This window comes from Stenotrophomonas sp. CASM110, from assembly GCF_049384345.1.
In the GTDB taxonomy this organism is placed as follows: Bacteria; Pseudomonadota; Gammaproteobacteria; order Xanthomonadales; family Xanthomonadaceae; genus Stenotrophomonas; species Stenotrophomonas muris.
The window spans coordinates 140282-162962 of sequence record NZ_JBMRGI010000001.1 but is presented as its reverse complement, the minus strand read 5'-3'; the positions used below and the strand labels follow the sequence as shown (position 1 = coordinate 162962).

Annotated in this window: 22 protein-coding genes and 1 pseudogene; 7 read left to right on the top strand and 16 right to left on the bottom strand. The window is 64.4% G+C overall.

Annotated features, from left to right (window positions below):
- Nucleotides 1–7: 7 nt before the first annotated feature.
- Nucleotides 8–1126, bottom strand: a complete 1119-nt coding sequence (locus VG561_RS00810) for an ATP-binding protein (RefSeq protein WP_423179280.1) — start codon at nucleotides 1124–1126, stop codon at nucleotides 8–10.
- A 307-nt stretch (nucleotides 1127–1433) separates the two neighbouring features.
- On the opposite strand from VG561_RS00810, the gene VG561_RS00805 reads away from it, so the two are divergent.
- On the top strand, nucleotides 1434–1787 hold the full coding sequence (locus VG561_RS00805; RefSeq protein ID WP_262093957.1) for a phage protein: 354 nt from the start codon (nucleotides 1434–1436) through the stop codon (nucleotides 1785–1787).
- 51 nt (nucleotides 1788–1838) lie between these two features.
- On the opposite strand, the gene VG561_RS00800 is transcribed toward VG561_RS00805, so the two are convergent.
- The 3 genes from VG561_RS00800 to VG561_RS00790 all read right to left on the bottom strand — a co-directional run bounded on the left by VG561_RS00800 (nucleotide 1839) and on the right by VG561_RS00790 (nucleotide 3894).
- Nucleotides 1839–2462, bottom strand: coding sequence for a hypothetical protein (locus tag VG561_RS00800; RefSeq protein WP_262093956.1), 624 nt, complete (start codon nucleotides 2460–2462; stop codon nucleotides 1839–1841).
- Between the two features lie 58 nt (nucleotides 2463–2520).
- On the bottom strand, nucleotides 2521–2955 hold the full coding sequence (locus VG561_RS00795; RefSeq protein WP_423179279.1) for a DUF4124 domain-containing protein: 435 nt from the start codon (nucleotides 2953–2955) through the stop codon (nucleotides 2521–2523).
- Between the two features lie 642 nt (nucleotides 2956–3597).
- Complete coding sequence (locus VG561_RS00790; protein ID WP_150826607.1) at nucleotides 3598–3894, bottom strand: hypothetical protein; 297 nt, start codon at nucleotides 3892–3894, stop codon at nucleotides 3598–3600.
- 256 nt (nucleotides 3895–4150) lie between these two features.
- Here VG561_RS00790 and VG561_RS00785 point away from each other — a divergent pair.
- Nucleotides 4151–4840: pseudogene (locus tag VG561_RS00785) on the top strand (phage integrase N-terminal SAM-like domain-containing protein); the annotation flags it as partial.
- A gap of 52 nt (nucleotides 4841–4892) precedes the next feature.
- On the opposite strand, the gene VG561_RS00780 reads toward VG561_RS00785, so the two are convergent.
- Nucleotides 4893–5609: a hypothetical protein gene (locus VG561_RS00780; RefSeq protein ID WP_423179278.1), complete on the bottom strand. Its 717-nt coding sequence runs from the start codon at nucleotides 5607–5609 to the stop codon at nucleotides 4893–4895.
- 165 nt (nucleotides 5610–5774) lie between these two features.
- Between VG561_RS00780 and VG561_RS00775 the strand changes: the two genes are divergently transcribed.
- From VG561_RS00775 to VG561_RS00765, 3 genes are all read left to right on the top strand, one after another.
- Complete coding sequence (locus tag VG561_RS00775) at nucleotides 5775–6530, top strand: tetratricopeptide repeat protein (RefSeq protein ID WP_423179277.1); 756 nt, start codon at nucleotides 5775–5777, stop codon at nucleotides 6528–6530.
- Nucleotides 6531–6987: 457 nt separating this feature from the next.
- Entirely contained in the window at nucleotides 6988–7344 is a 357-nt protein-coding gene (locus VG561_RS00770; RefSeq protein ID WP_010485758.1) for a hypothetical protein, read from the top strand.
- The gene (locus VG561_RS00765; RefSeq protein WP_075076888.1) at nucleotides 7345–7815 is read left to right on the top strand and encodes a hypothetical protein; all 471 of its coding nucleotides are present in this window, start codon (nucleotides 7345–7347) and stop codon (nucleotides 7813–7815) included.
- Between the two features lie 104 nt (nucleotides 7816–7919).
- Here VG561_RS00765 and VG561_RS00760 read toward each other — a convergent pair whose 3' ends face one another.
- The 8 genes from VG561_RS00760 to VG561_RS00725 form a co-directional block, all read right to left on the bottom strand.
- Nucleotides 7920–8546, bottom strand: coding sequence for a nucleotidyltransferase family protein (locus tag VG561_RS00760; protein WP_262093948.1), 627 nt, complete (start codon nucleotides 8544–8546; stop codon nucleotides 7920–7922).
- Nucleotides 8522–9583, bottom strand: a complete 1062-nt coding sequence (locus VG561_RS00755; protein WP_423179276.1) for an XdhC family protein — start codon at nucleotides 9581–9583, stop codon at nucleotides 8522–8524. Before VG561_RS00755 ends, VG561_RS00760 begins: the two co-directional genes overlap by 25 nt.
- Before the next feature lie 8 nt (nucleotides 9584–9591).
- Complete coding sequence (gene paoC, locus VG561_RS00750; protein ID WP_262093947.1) at nucleotides 9592–11796, bottom strand: aldehyde oxidoreductase molybdenum-binding subunit PaoC; 2205 nt, start codon at nucleotides 11794–11796, stop codon at nucleotides 9592–9594.
- Complete coding sequence (locus VG561_RS00745; RefSeq protein WP_180834672.1) at nucleotides 11796–12746, bottom strand: FAD binding domain-containing protein; 951 nt, start codon at nucleotides 12744–12746, stop codon at nucleotides 11796–11798. The genes paoC and VG561_RS00745 overlap by 1 nt, the downstream gene beginning before the upstream one ends.
- Complete coding sequence (gene paoA / locus VG561_RS00740) at nucleotides 12743–13390, bottom strand: aldehyde dehydrogenase iron-sulfur subunit PaoA (RefSeq protein ID WP_046430654.1); 648 nt, start codon at nucleotides 13388–13390, stop codon at nucleotides 12743–12745. Before paoA ends, VG561_RS00745 begins: the two co-directional genes overlap by 4 nt.
- A gap of 233 nt (nucleotides 13391–13623) precedes the next feature.
- Nucleotides 13624–14352, bottom strand: coding sequence for a hypothetical protein (locus VG561_RS00735; protein WP_262093945.1), 729 nt, complete (start codon nucleotides 14350–14352; stop codon nucleotides 13624–13626).
- A gap of 79 nt (nucleotides 14353–14431) precedes the next feature.
- Nucleotides 14432–14854, bottom strand: coding sequence for a DUF1348 family protein (locus tag VG561_RS00730; RefSeq protein WP_423179275.1), 423 nt, complete (start codon nucleotides 14852–14854; stop codon nucleotides 14432–14434).
- Between the two features lie 116 nt (nucleotides 14855–14970).
- On the bottom strand, nucleotides 14971–15540 hold the full coding sequence (locus VG561_RS00725) for a TetR family transcriptional regulator (protein ID WP_262093942.1): 570 nt from the start codon (nucleotides 15538–15540) through the stop codon (nucleotides 14971–14973).
- A gap of 168 nt (nucleotides 15541–15708) precedes the next feature.
- Here VG561_RS00725 and VG561_RS00720 point away from each other — a divergent pair, with 168 nt between their 5' ends.
- Entirely contained in the window at nucleotides 15709–16662 is a 954-nt protein-coding gene (locus VG561_RS00720; RefSeq protein ID WP_423179274.1) for an alpha/beta fold hydrolase, read from the top strand.
- Nucleotides 16663–16716: 54 nt separating this feature from the next.
- On the opposite strand, the gene VG561_RS00715 is transcribed toward VG561_RS00720, so the two are convergent.
- Together VG561_RS00715 and VG561_RS00710 are read right to left on the bottom strand one after the other, a co-directional pair.
- On the bottom strand, nucleotides 16717–17913 hold the full coding sequence (locus VG561_RS00715) for a GAF domain-containing sensor histidine kinase (protein ID WP_262093940.1): 1197 nt from the start codon (nucleotides 17911–17913) through the stop codon (nucleotides 16717–16719).
- A gap of 54 nt (nucleotides 17914–17967) precedes the next feature.
- Entirely contained in the window at nucleotides 17968–18867 is a 900-nt protein-coding gene (locus VG561_RS00710; RefSeq protein ID WP_229653766.1) for a GlxA family transcriptional regulator, read from the bottom strand.
- A gap of 155 nt (nucleotides 18868–19022) precedes the next feature.
- Here VG561_RS00710 and VG561_RS00705 point away from each other — a divergent pair, with 155 nt between their 5' ends.
- Nucleotides 19023–19826 (top strand): SDR family NAD(P)-dependent oxidoreductase, encoded by an 804-nt coding sequence (locus tag VG561_RS00705; RefSeq protein ID WP_032962419.1) that lies wholly within the window; start codon nucleotides 19023–19025, stop codon nucleotides 19824–19826.
- A gap of 59 nt (nucleotides 19827–19885) precedes the next feature.
- Here VG561_RS00705 and VG561_RS00700 read toward each other — a convergent pair whose 3' ends face one another.
- Nucleotides 19886–22531, bottom strand: coding sequence for an excinuclease ABC subunit UvrA (locus tag VG561_RS00700; RefSeq protein WP_262093939.1), 2646 nt, complete (start codon nucleotides 22529–22531; stop codon nucleotides 19886–19888).
- Nucleotides 22532–22681 lie beyond the last annotated feature (150 nt).

Below are 22681 nucleotides of genomic sequence, written 5' to 3'. Positions count from 1 at the left end.
GGTCGCCTCAATCAGCATTCTTCGGGAGCGTGATGACGAATGAGGTGCGGCCATCACGCCATTTTCCATGGACAGTGCCGCGGTGCGCGTGGCAGATTTCCCGCACCAGGAACAGGCCGAGGCCAAGGCTCGCGTGTTCTCCCTGTGACGCGTTGAGCGAGCCTCGGCGCAAGGGATCAAACAGGCTGTTGAACACTTCGTCCGACAGTTCGGCCCCCGTGTTGCTCACCGTGATCAGGATCTGGTCGGCGAGGCCCTCAAGGCTGATCCGCACATCGGTGCCGTGTTCGCCGTACTTTGCAGCGTTGGTCGTGAGGTTGTGAACCGCCTCGCGCAACGAAGAGGCATCGAAGCAACCGCGGGCATCGCCTTCAACCTCATACGTGATAGGGACGTGGGGCAGGGCAGCGCGAAGCAATTCGACTTCCTCGCCAAGCGATTGGGCAAGATCGCAGTCCACCGGATGAATGGCCATCCCATCGCCCAGCTTGCTGCGGCTGTAAGCCAGCAGGTCGTCCAGCAGCTTTTTCATGCGCATGCTGCCGTTGATGATCCGCTCGGCCTGCTTGGCCAAAGCTGGGTCCTGCAGCCCACTGGCCAGGGTGTCTGCCGAGAAGATGATCGCTGCCAAGGGGCCTCGGAGATCATGCCCGAGCGCCGCGAGGAAGATCTGCCGCCAGGATTCGACCTCGGCAGAGAACTGAGCAAGGGATTCGGCCACCGCCTGGTCGATGGCCTCATTGAAACGAAGGATGTCATCGATCGATGAAGTGACCAGCCGCTGGTCGGATGCCCATCGCCGAAGTACCGAAGCCCGAAGCGCTCGATACTCAGCCACCATCTGGTTGAGGCCAAAGCCGGCGATGGCGCGGGTTCGGCCATGATAGGACGCGGCGGACTCAGGGCCGGGTTTCAATGGTGCAAGCCCGTGGGACTTTGCGAGCTGCTGGGAGTCTGTCTGCGGCGATCTGAGATCGTCTATGACCGCCTGAAGAATCTGGGGAAGATGATTCCGAAGTTGCTTTGCGCTGAACTCGACGGTATCGGGTGCCTGCGTTTCGGCGAATGCCACCGCGTCGTCGAGGATTTCCCGCGCATTCTGTTCGATAAAATCAGCCAGGCGCATCGCCAAACCCGTCCTTAAGTGGTGCGCCGAGCCTACACGAGGGCGTTTGGATACGGGGTGAGAAAGGCTCGGCCTGTGGGGCGCGGTTCTGCCGGTGTTGGAGCGGCCATATGAAGGGGGAGCCTGCGGCGCGGGTCGGGCCCGGGCGGCGGTCGCCCGGGCCAGTCTGGCTAGAACATAATATACATTATGCGAAATCTCGTATCCGCCCGATCTGGGCCTTTGTTGGGTCCGCGTGGCAATGGCTGGGCCTCTGGCTCGGCTCTTGCCTGCGCCCTCAGTCCCCGGCCAAGGATGAGATCGCGGCATGATTGAGTTCGACCCGCACCACCGTATCGACTTGACCGGCCCTTGGGCCGGTTTTTCTTTCCTCGGTGATCGTCTGATCACACCCGAAGGTCGCGAGCTGGAACCGCAGGACCTGGCCTGGCTGTCGCTCACAGCCTGCCAAGCGCAAGAATGGCGCCGGATGATGGCACAGTTGCGATCGGCGCCCGCCGAGAAGCCTTCTAGCACAATGGATTCCGTCGAAGTGATCGATGTGGCCACATTGATGGCGCGGCGCCAACGGCGGTTGTCCAGGGCGATGGCTGGCCCTGACGCCGATCCGGTGGCGGCAGTCCTGGCGGTACCGGGGTCGATGCCTCGCCAGGGCGTGTGAGGCGCTTCCGTAGGGGCCCTGCCCCTACACCCCGTTGATCACCCCGCTGGCTTAAACAGCTTCCCGTTTCAGCCATCCGTCGATCGCCGAAATCAATGCTGCGCACGCATCCATCGCGCGATCGTTCGAGGCCTTTAGCTGGGGGGCATACGCGGTCATCTGTTGCCAATGGAGGACACACTCCCGCTCCTTTGCCTCAACTTCATCTGGTGTGCAATTACGGTGGGCGGTCTCAGCCGATTCAAGCTTTCCAGTGAAGTGATTGTTGAGCCTGATCGTGTCAACCAACGACTTAAACAGGACGTAGGTCCGAATGATCTGTCGCCGGATGGCAGCGTCGGTCACCTTCCCAATACGCGACGCGTTTGCTTCAAAGGTTGTGAAGTAGTGGTCAGAGATGGGATAGAACATTGCGATGGGCGCGTTGCTAGGCGCTTCCTTGATGTTGCGACCCCCACCCTCCATGTGCACCTCAGCGAGTGTCTGAACCTCATCGCGAATTGCTTGCAGAATCGCACGAATCTCGGACATTTCCGCATTCCTATCTCGCGTGTCCTGCGCATCGATGGCGCGCGAGGTTGATCGACTAGAACCAAACCAGCCAACGATCGATCCGAAAACAACACCACCTGCCGGGATAACGAAATCCTTCAGAATCGTCAGAGTATCAGCCACTTGCACACCCCTATGCGATGAGAAATTCCATGGAGAGCCAGAGAGACGGAACTTGCTACTACTTGCACGCAGACCACACCATGTCATCCATGCGGCGACCGACCATGTAAGGCCGATTGGAGCCGTACATGCGGAAAACACGCTCTCGCTCGGCCTTGGCCGCCTCGCATGCTTCCGGGTCCTTGTACTGAGAAATGTTGTGGAGTCGTGCGCCACCACCACCTTTCCGATAGACAGGCCGCGTTGGTGCAGGCCGAGGCGTGACAGACGCTGAACTCTGCTGTCGAATGGCGTCCAAACGACGCTCATTCTCAATGACGCCCTCGGGTCGAGGCGCGACCTCCACAGCCCACGTCCTGGCCGCCTCGCCGTTCGCACACGGGGTTGATTGATAGTCCGTCCCGGCTTTCGTGACGCACTTGTAAATCTGCTGGGCCGTCGCAGGCGCGACAAATACACACAGCAGCAATCCGGCTGCAATCCTTGTGAACATGGCTTCCCCCTGATCTTGGGCGAAGCTTACTGCCTCAGTTGAGGTCCTGTCCTGACCGCGGCCCGCGGCTCCGGAAGCTTCATGGCGCGAGAACAAGGGCGGTCAGCCCGAGGCAGGCCAGATGGCCCACGTAGTAGCAGTAGAAGGCCCACCGGCCACGCGACACCGGCCTAGGTGAGAGCAACACTGACGGTGATGTTTTTTTTCATTACCGTTGCCCTCAAGTGCAGTCATAAGTTGTTGCTCAACGTACGATACCTCCACATGGCGCCCAATAAGAAACTTCGTTATCGCCCGCGACGGTGGCAGTTCGCATAACCACTTTGAACGATCCCCGTCGCTAGTTCTAAGCTCGAACTCTGCTGGGCCATCTCCCCACTGACCGGGCCAAAAACCAGCAATCTCGCGGCGGATAGATTGGAGGCAAGGGCTCCAGATTCGACTTTTGACCACCACTCACTGGAACCGATTAGACCATGCGCAATAAGTAGCCCAACGGGCCCAGTATCGAGCGAAGCGCGCTGCATGTTTGCAATTGCTTCGATGTCCTGTTGAAGGTGGCAGACCGTTCTCATGGGGCCCAACACCTTGAGTTAAGCCGCGCCGCGATGCGGCGTCGGCTTGAATGAGCTGTTAGACCAACTATTTCTTGTTCTTCTTTGGCTGGCCTGGATTGCGATGTGGAACGGCCTTTTTCACGTCACCGACAAGCTTATCCAAGTGCTCAATAGCATTGCGCGCGCCGTCTTTTTGGCCCTGCTTGTACACAGCTTCAATTACTTGAGCCAGGCGCACGCCGTGATAGAGTGTCATATCCTCAGTGACCTCATCCAATGCCTTCGACACACGCGGCGAAGCGTATACGGCAACTTTCGTAGCCCCCATGGGAATCAAGTTCTTCTTGTTTCGAGGTGCTCCTGCGGCTTTCTTTGTGGCCATGCGCAATCTCTCCTTGCTGGTCTAACTACCTAATAGACGGACCCCCGAACCCGGTTATACGACTTACTCGCAAAGCACCGTATGGTGGGAATTTCCCTTGAAACAGCTTGATCTTAGGACGACTGGGTCCGGCTAACAAGCGTACGTATAACCGGACCCACGCAGCTCCTTGCCGGCGGTATGCTGCCAGCATTTGACCCCAACCGGGGCGACCCTCATGGGGTAACCCTACCCCCCCCCACCGCCTTTGCGACTCATGGATCAGGTATCTCCGGTGTGTCGGCGACGACATCTGAGTCGCCGGACTGAAAAAGCGTACCGATTCTGGATTCGCAAGTACATCTTTTTTCATAGCCGCCAGCATCCACGTGTGGTTGGGACACTTGGCATCGTCGCTTTCATCAATCACTTGGCTGTAGTGGGGGCTGTTTCGGCTTCTGCACAATCTCAAGCCCTCAACGCACTGTTGTTTCTCTACCGCGATGTCTTAGAGGAAGAGGTTGGTCACCTGAGCGGATTACAGCGCATCCAGCGCAGGGATCGTCTGCCAGTCGTGTTGAGCGTGGACGAAGTGGTCGATGCCCTGGCGCAGATGGACGGGATAGTGTCCCTAATGGCCCACCTGCTCTATGGGTCGGGACTTCGGGTGACTGAGTGCATGACGCTCAGAGTCAAAGATATAGATTTAAAAGCCTGCCTGATCCACGTCCGGGCGGGGAAAGGTGGCAAGGACCGATCCACCGTGCTGCCCGATCGACTACAGCACTCGTTGCAGCGGCAATTGCTTAGCGTGGCGATCTTGCACAAGCAAGATCTCGCGCGAGGCGCCGGATTCGCTCCATTGCCCGACGCCTTGGAGCGTAAGTATCCCGGAGCCAGCCAGAGCTTGGCTTGGCAGTTCCTTTTCCCCTCCCGCGTAGTTCGGAGCTGCCCTCAGTCCGGCCGCCGACTGCGTTGGCATGCTTCCGAATCCGGGGTACAGATGGCGTTCAAGGCAGCTATCGCGACTGGACTGACTTGGCAGGCAAAACGGGCCTTCCCTGGATCTCCAGCCTGCTCACGTCAGCCACAGGCACAAGAATTGCAGCCTTCTGCGCCGGCGCCCAAAACACATAGCTGTCCCCCAAGCGCCCCACCAAACCCAGGCTACCTTGCACCCTCTCATCAATAGTCACATTGACCGTGTACTTGCTGCTGCCAGAAGTAATCGCCTTGGCGCGTTCGAAGCCAAGCCAGTTTGACGAGATCGGGACATAGACAATCATCACGAGCGCATAGACCAGCCACGGCGAGTTCTTCACGGCGGCCGGCAACACTGGGGACAGGCGTACTGCCATTGCACATATGCCCGTCAGCGCCACACCTATCAAAACTGGCCAGGCATTGGACCACCAAAGCAAGGCGCCCATTCCAACAAGACAAAGAGCCAGGGTCAGCCACATCAGCAGATTGGCTGGGGACGGCGTCGCTGTCACCTTCCCCTCGACCCACCCTCCAAGCAGCAGCGCAATCAGTATGAAGAACAACACCATGCCGATCCCCGCTAGCCCTGCCAGCGCAAGCTCGCTTACGGCGACAAACTGAAAGGGATCCAGGCCGAAGTGCCCCCAATACGCCTTTAGATAAAAGGCCCCTTGAATCAGCCCGAACGTGACGAGCGCCGAACCCCATCCAGCAACATCAGCCATCGTTAGCGTCTTCTGCGTACGTTCCATGTATCCCATTCCATCAATGCAGCCCCGCCACATAGTGGCATGCAGCGCTCCACCTCGCAGAACCCACCCTATTAACGTGACGCGTCACGCCCGATCACCCCGCCCATTGGCGCCCCACCCCTCCCCCACTATAGTTCCACCCCTCACAAGGACGAGGCGGCACACATGCCCTATATCGGAATCGGACTCCACGTACTGGCGGCCATCTACTTCGCGGTGCACACCATCCGCTCGGGCCAGAGCCTCTACTGGCTCATCCTGCTCTTCTCGTTCCCTTTGCTCGGCAGCGTCGTCTACTTCCTGGCGATCTACTTCCCGGAAGTCCGCAACTCGCGCGGCGCCCGGCAGGTCGTCCGTTCCGCCAAGCAGCTCATGGACCCGGGCCAGGACCTGCGCAACGCGCGTGCCGAACTGGCGCGTACGCCCACCGTGCAGAATCGGGTTCGCCTGGGCATGACGCTGCTGGATGCCGGCCAGGCCGAGGAAGCCAGAACACTGCTTGAGCAGGCAGCCAGCTCGCCGCTGGGCGACGATCCCTACATTCTGACCGGCCTGGCGCGTGCCCGCCTCGATTCCGGGCAGCCCGCGCTTGCGGCGGAGACACTGGACAGCCTGTTCGCCCGCCATCCGGATGTACGCCGCAAGCCGGAACAGACGCTGCTTTACGCGCAGGCACTGGCTGCCGCCCAAGCACCCGGAGCCCGCGCCGCGTTCGAGCGGGCCGTGGAATGCGGAAACGATGCGGCCGCTCGCTGCCTGTACGCCGAGTGGCTGATGGCACAGCCGCAGCCCGACGACCGCGAGCAGGCCCGCAGCCTGTTCGCCAGCATCATCGATGATGCCCAGCACTGGTCGCGGCACGCGCGCAGCCACAATGCCGTGTGGTTGGAGCGAACCAAGGTTGCGTTGAAGGGCTACTGACGCCTGGCGGCCTTTGGCGATCCTGTCGCATCCGCCTCGCTCATAGCCTCGCCGGGCGGATGCCGACACTCGTAAGGTGTGCACCGCCGACACCGACAACAACCTTGCAGCACAAGGCTCCAGCCCCGTTGCGCCATATGCAACGATTCTGAAAATGTTGAAAGTGGTGACGGCATCGGCCTTACTGCATTGGCATCGCGCACAACCGGGCGTATTCCTTTGCGTGCCACCGGAAACGGGTGGCCGGGATTCGAAACCCCGGTTCTACGCTGAAGTAAACGCTTGCCAGCCGGCATCACCCCTCAGGTGGTGCCGGCTGGCAATCCGTCGGCCGACTATGGCGGGCGGTGCGTGGAGGCCTTGTGCCTGCCGGTTTAGCGTAGACCGGGTTTCGAACCTCGCACCGCCCGCCACCTTTATCGGTGGCGGCTTCTGCATGCACGCAAGGAGCCCAGCCATGACCCAGCCCCACTCCCCTGCCCCGCACCCGATCCACGACGCGCCCGCCAACGGCCCTGCCTTGGACCCGAACACCCTCATCGCCCTGCTGCACAGCATCGGCTCGGGCGCCGCCTCCGATGGCCAGCCCTGGCCAGAGCGCCATCAGATGCCCGGCCGACGTATCGCCCTGGCGGATACCGATTGCTCGCTGGCCGGTCTGCGCGTGGTGCTGGAGATCCTGCTGGCCGCGCAGCGTGCCCGCGAGAACGGTGAGCTGGAGCAGTACGTCGGCCCTCGCGTCATGGAGGGCCTGATCATGGCTGGCATCGGCCTTACCGCACACGCCAGTACGCGCCTGCATCCGGAGGGGTGAGTGGCGTGGTGCCGCTGGGCGGCCAACGCGCTCTGTCTTGTGGTGGTGGTTGCGGCACAGGCGCAGTGGCCGGCGACGCTAGTGCCCTCGCCTGTCGCGTTCCAAAACATCAACGACGATCGATTCTCACAACTGCGCCGCCAGGCGATGCAGTTCGTGGACTCTCGGCCACGACAGGGCTTCCAGTTCGTAGAGCGGCACCGAGATGCCGAGTTCCAGGTTCTTTGCCGGGGCATACCCGTGCTGTGGCTGGAGAGGCGCTCGCACCATCTGCTGTTGCAGGTCTCACTGGACGCGGAGCAGCGGGCGCCCGCCATTGTGCAGCTTGGTGCGTTGCTTCAATGGCAGTTGGAGCCGTTGGATTACCTGGAGCAGGTACTGGCTGGCGTGCCGGAGCCTGTTCTGTTGGATCGTGTGCTGCAGATTCTTGCTAGTGATGTGCCTGATGGGGCGCGATGTGGCGTGCCGTAGTCGAGCATGGCTCGACTCTACAGGGCTGCGGGCAGCGAGGGTTCGGGCTCCAGCCCTGCCGCTCGTCACCTGCGAGCCAGGCATTGGGCCAGTGACCATGCGGGTCACCTCCCGGCATCGATCCAGCCCGCATCGCGCGCACGCGCAAGATCTTCTGGCGTATCGATATCCAGGCCCAGTTCCGGTGCCTGCAGGACATGCACCGTATCGACAGGAAGTTGCCGCAGGCGCGCTCCGAAGCCCCGGTCACCGGCTGCACCGACAGGGGTGAACCAGGCGCGCGGCACGACTGCGGGAACGCCAAGCGCATTTGCGTGGCGGGTGCCCGCGCACGTTGACGCTGCGGCGCGGGCACCCGAAAGCAGCGCCTGCAGATGGGAGCGCTCGATTGCGGGCTGGTCGCATGCCACGACCATCACCGCGGTCACCGTGGGCAGCAGATGCGCGCCGGCAACCTGCAGGCTGCTCGCCAGGCCGCGTTCCCAGTGGTGGTTGGTTACCGGTGTGGCATCCAGCCCGGCAATGCTGGATGTCACTGCCTGTGCGTTCGCGCCCACCACGACCAGTACCTGCGCTGGCGCGAGCTCGCGCGCCAACCGCACCACGCGGTGTACCAGGGTCTCGCCCTGCCGGGTCAGAAGCTGCTTGGGCTGGCCAAGTCGGGTGCTCCCGCCGGCAGCCAGCACGACGACCGCATGCGCGTCAGTCACCTGCCGTGCGCGCTTCGCCATTGCTGCAGCTGCGCGGCGATGCTGAGCGAAATCGCCTCTGGCCCTCGGCCGCCGATGTCCAGGCCGACCGGTGATCGAAGTCTGGGGGAAACGCGGTGGCGCTGATCCGGTGTCAGCAGCTTGAACAGGTCCTCGCGCCTTCGCCGCGGACCCAGCAGTCCAATGAACGCGACGTTGGTATCAGCCAGGGCCACCAGCGCCTCCCGGTCCAGTTCGAAATCGTGATGCATCACCAGTGCCGCGTCGCACTGGTCGCCATGAAGGGCCTCGGCCGGGCTGGTCTGAAGATGCGCATCCGCGCACTGCCCGGCTGGGGCCCAGCGCGCTCGCCGTTCGGCCACGCTGACCCGCCACCCCAGGCCGCGCAGCAGCGGAACCAGGAAGGGCGTTTCGGGACCGCCCCCCAATACCAGGGCCCGCGGGAGCCGGGGCAACGGCAAACGCCACGCGCCCTCGCCAAAGGGCTGTGTACCCTCCATCGGATGCAGCTGCCACGCCTGCTCGCGATGGCCGGCACGGAAAACGACCTGCCCCGACCTGCGAAGGTCGCGCTGGAGTGACACGCCCTCGCGCAACCAAGCCTCGATGACGTTGTCGATGCCGGCCATGGCACGCAACGGCAGCAGCGCAATCCGAAGCCGGCCGCGGCAGCCGAGCGCGGACCCGCTCAACAGGTCGTCGTCACTGCGGGTGTCGATTTCGATCCAGTCGACCCGCCCTGCCGCGCTCACCTGCTCCGCGCGTCGCGCGAGCTCGGGCTCCAGGCATCCGCCGCTCAGCCAGCCGACCTGGCTGCCGTTGCAGAACAGCACCATGTCGCCGGCACCGGCGTAGGTGGAGCCATCGGTTTCCAGCACCAGCGCGAGCACGGCGTGCTCCCCCGCGCGCATGCGCGTCAAGGCCGTCTCGAGTACGCCGCGCGGGCTGCCCTCGGTGAGGAAGCCCGGCGCTGCGGACAGGTCCTCGGCAAGATCGCCGGGCTCCCCTCCGCCTGCCGCTGAAGCTTCCAGCGCGGGTGAGGCTACGGGTCGGTCCATGCGCAACGTCAGCCTACGTCGGGCAAGCCGGGCAACAGCTTGTCCAGGGTGATGGGATATTTGCGCACGCGCACGCCGGTTGCGTTGTAGATCGCATTGGCGATCGCGGCGCCAACCCCGCAGATGCCCAGTTCACCCACACCCTTGGCCTTCATCGGCGAGATCACCGGATCCAGCGTGTCGAGGAAGACCACCTCCTGGTACGGGATGTCGGCGTGCACGGGAACCTCGTAGCCGGCCAGGTCGTGGTTGATGAACAAACCAAGCCGTTTGTCGACCACCAGCTCCTCCATCAGGGTCGCGCCCGCACCCATCACCATCCCGCCGATGACCTGGCTGCGTGCAGACAGCGGATTGAGGATGCGGCCGCCATCGCATACGGCAAGCATGCGGCGAATGCGCGTTTCTCCAGTGTAGGCATGCACGGCGACCTCGCAGAAATGTCCTGCATAGGTGCCGACGTCGTAGCCTTGTTTGAAGTCGCCGAAGGCAATGCCGTCCTCCGCCGACAGGGTTCCCGCCTCCGCCAGCGTGATGGTCCGACCACCCGCCTGGATGCGGCCATTGGCGAAGTCTGCGGTGTCGCCGTCGAAGCCGAGTTTCTCGCCCACCTTGCGGCGCAGGCTGATGCACGCCGCGTACACGCCCGCGGTGGAGCTTGCCGCGCCCCACTGGCCGCCGGAACCGGCGGAGGCGGGATGACGGGAGTCACCGAGGGTGACCTGGACCTGGTCCAGCGGCACGCCCATGGTCTCGGCTGCCGTCTGCGCGATGATCGTGTAGGAGCCGGTGCCGATGTCGGTCATGTCGGTCTCGACAACCACCCCGCCCTGGCCGTCAAGCCGGACCCGCGCCGCCGACTTCATCGTCGGTGCGCCGCGATAGCCCGCGGACACGCCCATGCCGACCAGCCAATGCCCTTCCCTGACCTGCGCCGGCCTGGCATTGCGCTTGTTCCAGTTGAAGCGCTCCGCGCCTTCGCGCAGGCAGCGCACCAGGTTGCGGTCGGAGAACTTCTTGGACGGATCGCCGGGCACGACCTCGGGCTCGTTGAGGATGCGGAACGCGATCGGATCGAGGCCCAGCTTCTCGGCCATTTCGTCCATCGCCACTTCCAGCGCCATGTGGCCCGGTGCTTCACCCGGTGCGCGCATCGCATTGCCTTCGGGCATGTCGAGCGTGGCGATGTAGTTGGCCACCAGGCGGTTGGCGCCTGCATAGAGCTTGGGCGTCTGCAGGGTGCCGTTTTCGCCATCCTCGCCGTTGATGTTGCCCGACCAGTTCTCATGGGCGATGGCGGAGATCCGGCCATCCTTTCCGCAGCCGATCCGCACGCGCTGGAGGGTGGCGTGCCGGTGCGTGGTGTTGTTGGGCATCAACGGGCGTTGCAGCGCGATCTTCACCGGTCGCCCGACCTGCTTGGCCGCCAACGCGGCCAGCACCGCGTCGGCGCGGATGAACAGCTTGCCGCCGAAGCCGCCGCCGATATAGGGCGAGTCCACGCGCACCTTGGCAGGGTCGATGCCGAGGATCGCCGCCATGCCCTGCCTGGCCCAGTCGATCATCTGGTTCGCCGTCCACAGCGTGAGCGTGTCACCCTCCCAGGCGGCGATGGTGGCGTGCGGCTCCATCATCGAATGACTTTCGTCGGAGGTGTGATAAGTCTCGTCGAGCTTGACCGCGGCGCTCGCGTAGGCGGTGTCGAAATCGCCCAGCGCCTGCCGCTCGGGCTTGCCGTCTCGCCCCTTTGCCAGCGGCGCGGTCGGTGCCAGGGCCGGGAAATCGAAGCGGCCCTTGCTGCGCTCGTAGCGGGTGCGGATCAGCGCCGCGGCGGCGCGGGCCTGCTCGAAGGTCTCTGCCACCACGCAGGCGATGGCCTGGTGGTAGTGGGCCACTTCGGGTCCACCGAACAGCGGCGCATTGTTCCAGTTCGATTTGCCGACCGGCTTGGTCTCCGGTGCGGTGATGACCGCCAGTACGCCGGGCGCGGCACGCGCGCGGGAGGCATCCATCGAAATGATGCGCCCCTTGCCGATGCCCGCACCGACGATGTAGCCGTAGGCCTGGTTCGGCGCCACGTCGTGGCGCTCGTAGGCATAGGGGGCGGTGCCGGTGGTCTTGCGCGGACCGTCGATGCGCGGCGTCGGTTTGCCGACGACCTTGGCCTTGTCGAACAGGTTGTCGCCGGCGGGGGCGTTGAATTCAAGGGGCATCAGCGCTCTCCTTCCACCAGCACGGCTGCGAGGGTGCGCTCGGCGAGAGCGATCTTGAACGCATTCTCCCGCGTCGGACGGGCGCCGGCGAACACCTGCCGGGCCGCGGCCTTTACGCCGTCGCGCAGCAGCGGTTCGGCTGCCTCGACGCGCCACGGCTTCGGCGCAACTCCACCGAAGGCGAACCGCGCCGAACCGTCTCGCTGCACGACCGCGGCGACCGACACCAGTGCGAACGCATAGGACGCGCGGTCACGTACCTTGTGGTACACGTGCCGACCGCCCAGGGGCTCCGGCAGCGTGACGTGGGTGATCAGCTCACCGCGCTGCAGCACGTTGTCCTGCTGCGGCCTGTCGCCGGGGGAACGATGGAAATCGGCAATCGGGATGCTGCGCGTACTGCCGTCACCGCTGACGGTCTGGATCGAGGCGTCCAGCACCCGCAGGGCCACCGCCATGTCGCCCGGATAGGTCGCGATGCAGCTGTCCGAGGTGCCGATCACGCCCATCTGCCGGGAGAACCCCTCGAGTGCGCCGCACCCTGATCCGGGCAGGCGCTTGTTGCAGGGCAGATGGGGATCGTAGAAATACGGGCAGCGCGTGCGCTGCAGCAGGTTGCCGCCGGTGGTGGCTTTGTTGCGCAGCTGCCCGGAGGCGCCTGCCACGATCGCGCGGGTCAGCACCGCGTAGTCGCGGCGCACGCGCTCATGCGAGGCCAGCGCGGTATTGGTGACCAGCGTGCCGATGCGCAGGCCGCCCTCGTCGGTGGGTTCGATCCTGTCCAGGCCGATGTCCTGCACATCGACCAGGTGCGCTGGCGTCTCGACCTCCAGCTTCATCAGGTCGAGCAGGTTGGTCCCTCCGGCCAGGAACTTCGCGCCCTCGATACCGGCGACGGCCTTGGCGGCCTCGGCCGGGGATTTCGCGCGTTCGTAACTGAAGGCCCTCATGCGCGCCTCCCTGCAGGGGTCACGCCTGCAACCTCTTCCATCGCCTCGGCAATATTGGAATAGGCTCCGCAGCGGCAGAGGTTGCCGCTCATGCGTTCGCGCATCTCCATGTTGGTGGCCCGGGGCCGTGCGCTGACGTCTGCCTGCACATGACTGGGGACACCCCGCTTGATCTCGTCCAGTACCGCCACCGCCGAGCAGATCTGCCCCGGCGTGCAGTACCCGCACTGGTAGCCGTCATGCTTGATGAAGGCGGCCTGCAGCGGATGCAGGTCATCGGGGGTTCCGAGGCCTTCGATGGTGGTGATGGCATCGCCCTGGTGCTGCACCGCCAGGCTGAGGCAGGCATTGATGCGCTCACCGTTGACCAGCACGGTACAGGCACCGCATTGACCGTGGTCGCAGCCCTTCTTGGTCCCGGTCAGCTTCAGATGTTCGCGCAGGGCATCAAGCAGCGTAGTCCGCGTGTCGAGCTCAAGCTCCCGCCGCTTGCCGTTGACGGTCAAGGCCACCGTGCTGATGACCGGCGGCCTGGGCGGCGGGGGCGTCGCCAGTTCGGCGGCGAGCGATGACGCCCCCGGTGCGGCGGACATTGCCACGGTCGTGACACCGCCGGCGATCACCTGGCGACGCGTCAACTTCATTCCTTCATCACAACTTGGCACAGTGACCTCCTGGCGTTCGGGAAAATCCCGTGGCTGGATGGACGCGCTCACACTACCCAAAGTGCACTATGCCCATCTGCGGGGTACAGGTCTGTGAAGTCGGCGAAATGTACGACCCTGCCAAGGCAGGCAACCGCGACTTTTACTCTTCAGCGCGGCACTCTTGAGCCATGCGTATGCCTCACCGGATGGCTCATAGTTCTGTTTGTCCCTCAAGGCGCTGGCTTCGAGGGTTCGGGCTCGTGGATAGAGCCCTCCAACAATGCCACGTAGGTATCCAGCCTGGTGCGAAGGCCGATCAGCATCCAGCCCAGCAGGTACAGCAGCACCATGGCGAAGATAAGCAGTGCGCCCAGCAGGCCAACGTCGAAAGCGCCCGCCCAGTCGCCCCATTTCCATCCGCGGAACTGCAGGTAGAGGGCAATCAACAGCGGGAATGGTCCAAGCCGCTGCAGCCCGCCATACATCATGCCCATGCGCTCAATCATGTTTGTGCGCAGGTGACTGACGTACTTGAGGCGCCGCTCGCGCTGGACGCGCGGGAATCCGCGAAGCTCGGTCACCACCGCTTGCCAGTGCGCGAAATCGCCATCCATCTCCCGCGCGTGCGAGAGCCGAGGCTGACTGAACTGGCGAATGCCCCTGCGGGCGGCCAGGACGCCCCCGACAATGAACCCTCCAATTTCGATTGCCAGGCAGGCAACAACCACCTGGAGCACTACGCCAACAGGCAGCCATCGATCCGGAAGCTGGCCTGTGAGAATGCCGACGATCGCCGCACCCATGCCGATGCGGAACGCCCACGTCTCCACCCTGCCCGCCTTCGGGTAGATGCTGTGCTCAACCAAACCCTGCACCCGCTGATAGAGCCAGTGGAATGTCAGTTCCTGCGAATCGGTCGTTGCCGGCGGATCGACGCCGCCCCCTGCCTGCATGTCCATTGCGCCCCTGCCCCGGCCGGCGCAGATGCCGGCCGCCCCATCGTACCTGAGCGCGCTTCGGAAGGCGCCTCAGCGGGAATCACATACCCAGCTCCGACAACCCCGGGTGACCATCCGGGCGACGCCCCAGCGGCCAATGGAACTTGCGGTCGCTCTCCTTGATCGGCAGGTCGTTGATGCACGAGAAGCGGCGCTGCATCAGGCCATCCGCGCCGAATTCCCAGTTCTCATTTCCATAGGAACGGAACCAGTTGCCGGAGTCGTCGCGCCATTCGTACGCGTAGCGGACAGCAATGCGGTTTTCGGTAAAGGCCCACAGCTCCTTGATCAGGCGGTACTCGAGTTCCTTGTTCCATTTGCGTGCCAGGAACTGCCGGGCTTCCTCCCGGCCATTGGTGAATTCGGCACGGTTACGCCACTGGGTGTCGAGCGAATAGGCAAGCGACACCTTGTCGGCATCGCGGGAATTCCAGCCATCCTCGGCAAGGCGCACCTTCTGCATGGCCGATTCGAGGGTGAACGGAGGAAGTGGCGGACGGGGCTGTTCTGCGGACACGGGGAGACCTCCAATCGAAATGGATATACGGGTTGCTTCAAAGGATCTGGCGTACCCAGGCGCTAACGATTGGCCTGTTCCAACAACAGCTTCGCGACATCCTTCGCGGTGTCTGCGGCGCTGTAGTCACCCATCACACGCGACAGGGTGATGGCGCCTTCCATCAGGATCAGCAGCTGACGGGCCAGGTCCGCCGGCTGCTCAACATCCAGTTGTTCGGTAAGTTCCCGCGTGTAATCGAGCAGCTTCTGCTTGTGATTCCGCGCGATTTCCCGGATCGGATCGGCAGGGTCGCCGACCTCCCCTGCGGTATTGATGAAGGCGCAACCGCGATAGCCCTCGGACTGGAACCAGTTCTTGAGCACGGTGAACATGCCGAGGATGCGTGCTTCCGGGCTGTCCGCCTTCTCGCACTCATGCCGGAACCAGGCGAGCCAGCGCACGTCGCGCGCCTTCAATGCAGCGGCGGCCACGTCGTCCTTGTTCTCGAAGTGGCGGTAGATGCTCTTCCGCGCCACGCCCGAGGTCTTCACCAGCAGGTCCATGCCGGTGGCGTGGATCCCGTTCTGGTAGATCAGCGCCTCGGCCGTGGCCAGGATCTTCTGTTGGGTGTCGGTGGTGACCTTGCTCATGGCTGCAAGGTAGAACGGCCGTTCCACCTTGTCAACAGGCGATCGCGATCGATTCGTACGCGCACATCCGTGCAAGACGATCTATCAAGAAATCAGGACAGTTCATCACCCGGACGCCTGATCGCAGGCGCAAAGTACGTCTCACCACCCACCCATGAGAGTTTCCGCATGAACACCTTCGCCCGTACCCTGGCCGTTGCCGCCCTCGCCCTCTCGGTCCAGGCCGGCCTGTCCGCGCAGGCCGCCGAACCGGCCAAGCCGGCTCCGGTCACCGCCATCGCGCGCACTGCCAGCTACATCACCACCGCCGACGGCGTGCAGCTGTACTACAAGGACTGGGGCCCGAAGGACGGCCCGGTCGTGACCTTCAGCCATGGCTGGCCGTTGAATTCGGACAGCTGGGAGTCGCAGATGATCTTCCTGGCCAACCATGGCTACCGCGTCATCGCGCATGACCGTCGCGGCCACGGGCGCTCCAGCCAGCCGTGGGACGGCAACGACATGGATCACTACGCCGATGACCTGGCCACGGTGATCAACACACTGGACCTGCACGATGTGACCCTGGTGGGCTTCTCCACCGGTGGTGGCGAAGTGGCGCGCTACATCGGCCGGCATGGCACCGGCCGGGTCAAGAAGGCCGTGCTGATCAGCTCGGTGCCGCCGTTCATGCTGAAGACCGCCGACAACCCCAACGGCCTGCCGATCGAAGTGTTCGATGGCATCCGCAAGGCACAGATGGAGAACCGCGCGCAGCTGTACCGGGACATTCCGTCGGGCCCGTTCTATGGCTTCAACCGCCCCGGTGCGAAGGTGTCGCAGGGGCTGATCGATGCGTGGTGGGCGCAGGGCATGCAGGGCGGCCACAAGAACACCTACGATTCGATCGCCGCGTTCTCGGCCACCGATTTCCGCGCCGGCCTGAAGAAGTTCGATGTCCCCACCCTGGTGATCCACGGTGACGACGACCAGATCGTGCCGATCGATATCTCTGGCCGCCAGTCAGCGAAACTGATCAAGGGCGCCAGGCTGATTGTCTACCCGGGTGCGCCGCATGGCCTGACCGACACCCACAAGGACAAGGTCAACCAGGACCTGCTGACGTTCCTGCAGGAAAAGTGAGTGGCCAGGGCTCCGGCGCGGTGCCGGAGCCCTTCTGTTGCCTGGCGCCCACCTTCATGGACGCGCCGCGGTCGGCATCTGGAATGTGAACACGGTGCCGTCGCTCTCACTCGACTGCACGTCCAGTGTGCCGCCGTGGGACTTGGCAATTTCCGATGCAATGTAGATGCCCAGGCCAAGCCCTGGCCTGGGCAGCTCGCCCTGCTCACGCGAAAACGGGCTGAAAATCGTCCCCAGCCGCTCAGGCGCAATGCAGCCGGCGTTATGCACATCCAGCGTGAGGCGATGGGATGCGGCCTGAACCCTCAGCGTGACTGGGGCGGAACGCTCGCCGTGCTGGGCTGCGTTGGTCAGCAGGTTGGCCAGCAGCTGCGACAGCCTGCCGGTGTCGCAGACCACGCCACCTTCGATCCGCATCTGGACGTTGATGTCCTGCCGACCGGTAGCGATCGCCACTTCTTCTGCAACCTGTTCAAACTCCGCCTGCAAGGTGTGGCTTTCCTGGAGCGAGACCGGAATGCCTCCTCCCAGCCGCCCCCTGGCGAAATCAAGCACATCACCGATGAGGCCATCCATCCGGGTGACGCCGGCGGCGATGTGCGCGAGCATCCGCTGCTGGCGCTCGGATGTTGCCTCACGTTCCAGTGAATCGGCGGCCACGCTGATGGCCTGCAGCGGGCTGCGGAGGTCATGGCCCAGCACCGCGATGAACTGATCGCGCAGATCGGAAACACGCTGTGCCGTTGAAAGGGCTGTCTCTGCCTCCAGCAGCTGATCCTCTTTGTCGAGGTAGTTGCCAACGAGGTCGGCAAGCAGCTCCATGGATCGTTGGACATGCGCCTCATCAAAGTTGCCCGGCGACGAATCAATGGCACACAGGGTGCCGAAGAAACTTCCATCCGGCCGATGGATCGGCACGGAGGCGTAACTCTCCAGCCCATAGATCCTGGGCGTATGGTGTTTGGAATACAGCGGATGTGCACTGGCGTGCGCGAACACCACGGAGGTCGATGACTGCCTGATCTCGTCACAGAGGGTGGTTTCGAGGACCAGCTGCCCGCCCGGAACGAGCCCGAACCCCAGGGTGTCCAGGGTGGCGCAGGCGGTCCACGTGGTTTCTGTCACCCGGGCAATCGCGGTGAATCTTGAGCCTGTGATATGGGCGACGGTTTCAAGGATGCGCGGCACTGCTTCAATACGGCCGATCTCAGCGATGTCATTCAGCAGGTGGGGATCGGTCAGTGTGTGCATGTAGTGGCAGTCGGGCGCAGTGGTGCATCATCCCATGAATCCAGCCATGAACACTCAGTCCGCCCCGCCCCGTGCGTTGCGCCGCAGCGATTGCGGCGGCTGGCCGAAGGCGCGCAGGAAGGCACGTCGCATGCGTTCGGTATCACCGAAGCCCGTTTCAGTCGCCACTTCATCCATCGTGTAGCGGCTCTGCTCGATCAACACGCGAGCGGCCTCCACCCGCAGGCCCTCCACTGCCTTGGCGGGGGATTGTCCGGTTTCCTCGCGGAACGCGCGACTGAACTGGCGGGTGCTCAGATGCGCGGCCTGCGCCAGTTCTTCAACCGACAAGGTGGCGCGCAGATTGCGGCGTGCAAAGGTCAGCGCGTTCTGGATGCGATCAGACCGGGCATCCAGCTCGAGCAGCACCGAATGCTGGGACTGCCCGCCTCCGCGCCGATGGTAGATCACCAGCTTCCGGGCCACCGCCCTGCACAGATCCGCACCGAAGTCCTGCTCGATCATGCCAAGCGCCAGGTCCAGCCCCGCGCTCATGCCGGCGGAGGTCCAGATCGGGCCATCGGTGATGAAGATGCGGTCTTCCTCCACCTGCGCGGCGGGAAAGCGCTGCCTGAGCGCACGTGCGTGGAACCAGTGCGTGGTGGCGCGGCGCCCGTCCAGCAACCCCGCTTCGCCGAGAAGGAACGCGCCGGTGCACACCGACGCGGTCCTGCGCGTGCGTGCGGCCGCGTGGCGGATCGGATCGATCAGCGCGCCGCTGGACGGGGCTGGCTCCAGCAGGCCGGCCACGATCATGGTATCCAGCGGCTGCTGCGCAAGCGGCGCTGTCTGCATGGCCATGCCAAGCGAGCTGGGCACCAGCCCGCCCTGTTCGGACAGCATGTGCAGATCGTAAAGGCGCGCGCCTTCGGTGGCATTGGCCAGTTCGAAGGCGGACGCCGCGGCGATCGCCATGGTCTGGAATCCGGCGGGCAGGACAAATCCAACACTGGGCATGACGGTTTTTCAGGGGTGGCCGTAAACGAGGTATATACGACATTTACGACACGTACAAGCCGGCCTAGATTTCCCCTGACCCCGGCGACGTTCGCCGGTTCGGACTGACCTCTGTGAACGACCCTACCCATCACGGCACCGCACTCATCACTGGCGCATCGTCCGGCATCGGGGCGATCTATGCCGATCGCCTGGCCCACGCCGGCCATGACCTGATCCTGGTCGCGCGACGCGCCGACCGCCTGCGCCAACTGGCCGAAGCGCTGGCCCGCAGCACCGGCCGCACGGTGGACATCGTCGCCGCGGATCTGACCACCTCCGACGGGCGTGCCGAAGTTGAAAAGGTCATTCAAGGCCGAGCGGATATCCAGGTGCTGGTCAACAATGCCGGTATCGGCGCTACGGCGCCCCTGCTGCAGTCGGACATCGGCGAGATGGAGCGCATGATCACGCTCAACGTGAACGCCGCGATGCGCCTGGCCTATGCTGCAGCGCCGGTGTTTGTGGCACGTGGCCGGGGCACGATCATCAACATCGCCTCCATCGTCGCGCTGGCACCGGAGCTGCTCAACGGGGTCTACGCGGGAAGCAAGGCGTTCGTGCTGGCGTTCTCGCAGTCGCTCCACCATGAGCTGGCCGACAAGGGCGTGCGTGTCCAGGTCGTCCTGCCGGGCGCCACCGCAACCGACTTCTGGCACCTTTCCGGCCTGCCGGTGGAGCACCTGCCACAGGGCATCGTGATGAGCGCCGAAGACATGGTGGACGCGTCCCTGGCCGGGCTGGCGCAGGGTGAACTTGTGACCATTCCCGCGCTTCCGGACATCGCTGAGTGGGACGCCTTCGAGCAGGCACGCAAGGCAATGGCACCGGGCCTTTCGCGTGCGCAGCCGGCGCCGCGCTATGTGAGCGGCGCCTGATCGGCGAACGGCTTGCAGATGCCCGGCGTGGTGGAGTCCGATAGCCGGGGATGACGTCGCTACAGCGCCAGTTCCCTGGCAAGGAACGGCGCCGTCCTGCTGCCCTTGGCGCGGGCCACCTGGCGTGGCGTACCCTTCGCCACGATGGTTCCACCTGCGCCGCCTGCGCCCGGGCCGACGTCAATCACCCAGTCGGCCTGTGCGACAGACCGCATGTCGTGCTCGATCATCACCACGGTGTTTCCCGCGTCCACCAGCCGCTGCAACTGCACCAGCAGCCTGTCTGCGTCCAACGCATGCAGGCCGGTGGTGGGTTCGTCCAGCACATAGAGCGTGCGGCCGCGTTGGCTGCGCTGCAGCTCGGTCGCCAGCTTGATGCGCTGCGCCTCGCCCCCTGAAAGCTCCGTGGCCGGCTGACCGAGCCTGAGATAGCCCAGGCCGATCTCCTGCAGCAGCTGCAGCGGCCGCGCGATGGCTTCCTCACCGTCGAAGAATGCCTGTGCCTGGTCGACCGTCATCTGCAGGACTTCGGCAATGTTGCGGCCGTTCCACAACACCTTCAGCGTGGCCTCGTTGTAGCGGGCGCCATGGCAGGCGGGGCATGGCGCATAGACACTGGGCATGAACAGCAGTTCCACGCTGACGAAACCCTCGCCTTCGCAGGTCTCGCACCGGCCCTTGGCCACGTTGAACGAGAAGCGACCTGCATCGAAGCGGCGGCGTCGCGCGTCGGGGGTCGCGGCGAACAGCTTGCGCACGTGATCGAACAGGCCGGTATAGGTGGCCAGGTTGGAGCGTGGCGTGCGGCCGATCGGTTTCTGGTCCACCTGCACCACGCGCTGGATGGCGTCCACGGCTCCGGCAAGCTGGCCCCGCGTCGCTTCGATCACGGTTGGCCCGTCCTCGGGCGTGCTGTCGGCGCTGTCGTCCACGGGCTCGTGCCCCAGGTGCAGCAGCATCAGCTCGGGCAGCGCCTGCGCCATCAGGCTGGACTTGCCCGATCCGGAAATGCCGGTCACTGCGGTCAGCACTCCCAGCGGCAGCTGCGCGTCCACGCCCTGCAGGTTGTGGCGGTGGATGCCCTTCAGCTCCAGCCAGCGGTCGGCGCTGCGTTGCCGGCTGGCAGGCGCAGGCACCTGGTCGAACAGGTACCGCGCGGTGCGCGAGTCCTCGATGCGGCGCAGGCCGTCGGGCTCGCCACTGTAGAGAACGCGCCCGCCGTGCTCGCCCGCTTGCGGTCCCACGTCCACCAGCCACTGTGCACGTCGCATCAGGTCCAGATCGTGTTCAACGACGAACACCGAGTTGCCGCCATCGCGCAGCCGGTCCAGCGCGTCGTACAGCGCCTGGCTGTCGGCCGGATGCAGGCCGGCCGAGGGCTCATCGAGCACGTACAGCACACCAAACAGCAACGAGCTGAGCTGTGTGGCCAGCCGCAGGCGCTGCAGTTCGCCGGCCGACAGCGTGGGCGTGGCGCGATCCAGCGAGAGATACCCCAGGCCCAGCTCGCGCAGCTGCCGTACCCGCGCCATGACCCCACCCGCCAGTCGCTGCGCGGCCAGGCGTTTTTCCTCCGACAGGGCCGAGGTCAGCCGCACATCGGGCGCGCCCTCGTGGGTCGCACGGCCAGTGGCTGCCCGCTTGGCGCGATCGCGGGGCGTCGCACTCCTGCGGGTGCGTGCGCCGTGGCTGTGTGCACTGAAGTCACCCTGCGCGATGGGCTCGAGCAGCCCGGCCAGTTGATCCAGCGGCAGCCGCATGAACTCGCCGATGTCCACACCGGCAAAGGTGACCGAAAGCGCTTCGGGCTTCAGTCGCTTGCCCTGGCAGGCGGGGCACAGCTTGCCTTCCATGTAGCGCGAGACACGCTTGCGCATCAGCGCGCTCTGGGTGTTGGCGAAGGTGTGCAGCACGTAGCGGCGGGCGCCGGTGTAGGTGCCCATGTAACTGGGCTCCAGCTTGCGCTTGAGTGCGGCACGCGTCTCGGCAGGCGTGAAGCCTGCATAGACGGGCACGGTCGGCGTGTCCTCGGTGAACAGGATCCACTCCCGGTCCTTCTTCGGCAGCTTCTTCCACGGCACGTCGATGTCGTAGCCCAGCGTGACCAGGATGTCGCGCAGGTTCTGGCCATGCCAGGCCGGCGGCCAGGAGGCGATGGCGCGCTCGCGGATGCTCAGCGACGGGTCCGGCACCATCAGCGCTTCGGTCACTTCGTAGACGTGGCCCAACCCATGGCAGGTGCTGCAGGCCCCCTGCGGCGTATTGGGCGAGAAGTCCTCGGCGTACAGCATGGGCTGGTGGGCCGGGTACGCGCCTGCACGCGAATACATCATGCGTACCAGGCTGGACAGCGTGGTCACGCTGCCCACCGATGAACGTGCGTTGCTGGCACCGCGCTGCTGCTGCAGGGCCACCGCCGGCGGCAGGCCGTCGATGGCATCCACGTCGGGCACGCCCGCCTGGTCGATCAGGCGGCGCGCATACGGTGCGACGGATTCAAAGTAGCGCCGCTGGGCCTCGGCGAAGACCGTGCCGAACGCCAGCGAGGATTTGCCCGAACCCGATACCCCGGAGAACACCACCAGCGCATTGCGTGGAATGGAGACGTCGACGTTCTTCAGGTTGTGCTCGCGTGCGCCGCGGACCTCGATGCAGCCGCTGGCCGCGGCTGCGCATGACGACTCGCCAAAGGGGGTGTTGGACATCTTCGCGATCCTGCTGCCAATCAGTGGAATACGTGCATGCGCACACGGGCGGTTATTGTCGCTGTTGCAGGGTGAATGGAGTGAGGGGATGTGTGATTGCGTGCAGCGTCGGAACACCAGGTGGCCGACGCCAACCGCGCCACGCGGCTG

What these genes read in the sequence shown, in the direction of transcription:
- VG561_RS00795 (WP_423179279.1), bottom strand. Translation starts at nt 2,955, where the DNA reads ATGTTCACAAGGATTGCAGCCGGATTGCTGCTGTGTGTATTTGTCGCG.
- VG561_RS00775 (WP_423179277.1), top strand. Translation starts at nt 5,775, where the DNA reads ATGCCCTATATCGGAATCGGACTCCACGTACTGGCGGCCATCTACTTC.
- VG561_RS00700 (WP_262093939.1), bottom strand. Translation starts at nt 22,531, where the DNA reads ATGTCCAACACCCCCTTTGGCGAGTCGTCATGCGCAGCCGCGGCCAGC.
- VG561_RS00805 (WP_262093957.1), top strand. Translation starts at nt 1,434, where the DNA reads ATGATTGAGTTCGACCCGCACCACCGTATCGACTTGACCGGCCCTTGG.
- VG561_RS00810 (WP_423179280.1), bottom strand. Translation starts at nt 1,126, where the DNA reads ATGCGCCTGGCTGATTTTATCGAACAGAATGCGCGGGAAATCCTCGAC.
- VG561_RS00730 (WP_423179275.1), bottom strand. Translation starts at nt 14,854, where the DNA reads ATGCAGAAGGTGCGCCTTGCCGAGGATGGCTGGAATTCCCGCGATGCC.
- VG561_RS00770 (WP_010485758.1), top strand. Translation starts at nt 6,988, where the DNA reads ATGACCCAGCCCCACTCCCCTGCCCCGCACCCGATCCACGACGCGCCC.
- VG561_RS00780 (WP_423179278.1), bottom strand. Translation starts at nt 5,609, where the DNA reads ATGGAACGTACGCAGAAGACGCTAACGATGGCTGATGTTGCTGGATGG.
- VG561_RS00790 (WP_150826607.1), bottom strand. Translation starts at nt 3,894, where the DNA reads ATGGCCACAAAGAAAGCCGCAGGAGCACCTCGAAACAAGAAGAACTTG.
- VG561_RS00715 (WP_262093940.1), bottom strand. Translation starts at nt 17,913, where the DNA reads ATGCACACACTGACCGATCCCCACCTGCTGAATGACATCGCTGAGATC.
- VG561_RS00745 (WP_180834672.1), bottom strand. Translation starts at nt 12,746, where the DNA reads ATGAGGGCCTTCAGTTACGAACGCGCGAAATCCCCGGCCGAGGCCGCC.
- VG561_RS00760 (WP_262093948.1), bottom strand. Translation starts at nt 8,546, where the DNA reads ATGGCGAAGCGCGCACGGCAGGTGACTGACGCGCATGCGGTCGTCGTG.
- VG561_RS00725 (WP_262093942.1), bottom strand. Translation starts at nt 15,540, where the DNA reads ATGAGCAAGGTCACCACCGACACCCAACAGAAGATCCTGGCCACGGCC.
- VG561_RS00720 (WP_423179274.1), top strand. Translation starts at nt 15,709, where the DNA reads ATGAACACCTTCGCCCGTACCCTGGCCGTTGCCGCCCTCGCCCTCTCG.
- paoA (WP_046430654.1), bottom strand. Translation starts at nt 13,390, where the DNA reads ATGAAGTTGACGCGTCGCCAGGTGATCGCCGGCGGTGTCACGACCGTG.
- VG561_RS00735 (WP_262093945.1), bottom strand. Translation starts at nt 14,352, where the DNA reads ATGGACATGCAGGCAGGGGGCGGCGTCGATCCGCCGGCAACGACCGAT.
- VG561_RS00755 (WP_423179276.1), bottom strand. Translation starts at nt 9,583, where the DNA reads ATGGACCGACCCGTAGCCTCACCCGCGCTGGAAGCTTCAGCGGCAGGC.
- VG561_RS00710 (WP_229653766.1), bottom strand. Translation starts at nt 18,867, where the DNA reads ATGGCGATCGCCGCGGCGTCCGCCTTCGAACTGGCCAATGCCACCGAA.
- paoC (WP_262093947.1), bottom strand. Translation starts at nt 11,796, where the DNA reads ATGCCCCTTGAATTCAACGCCCCCGCCGGCGACAACCTGTTCGACAAG.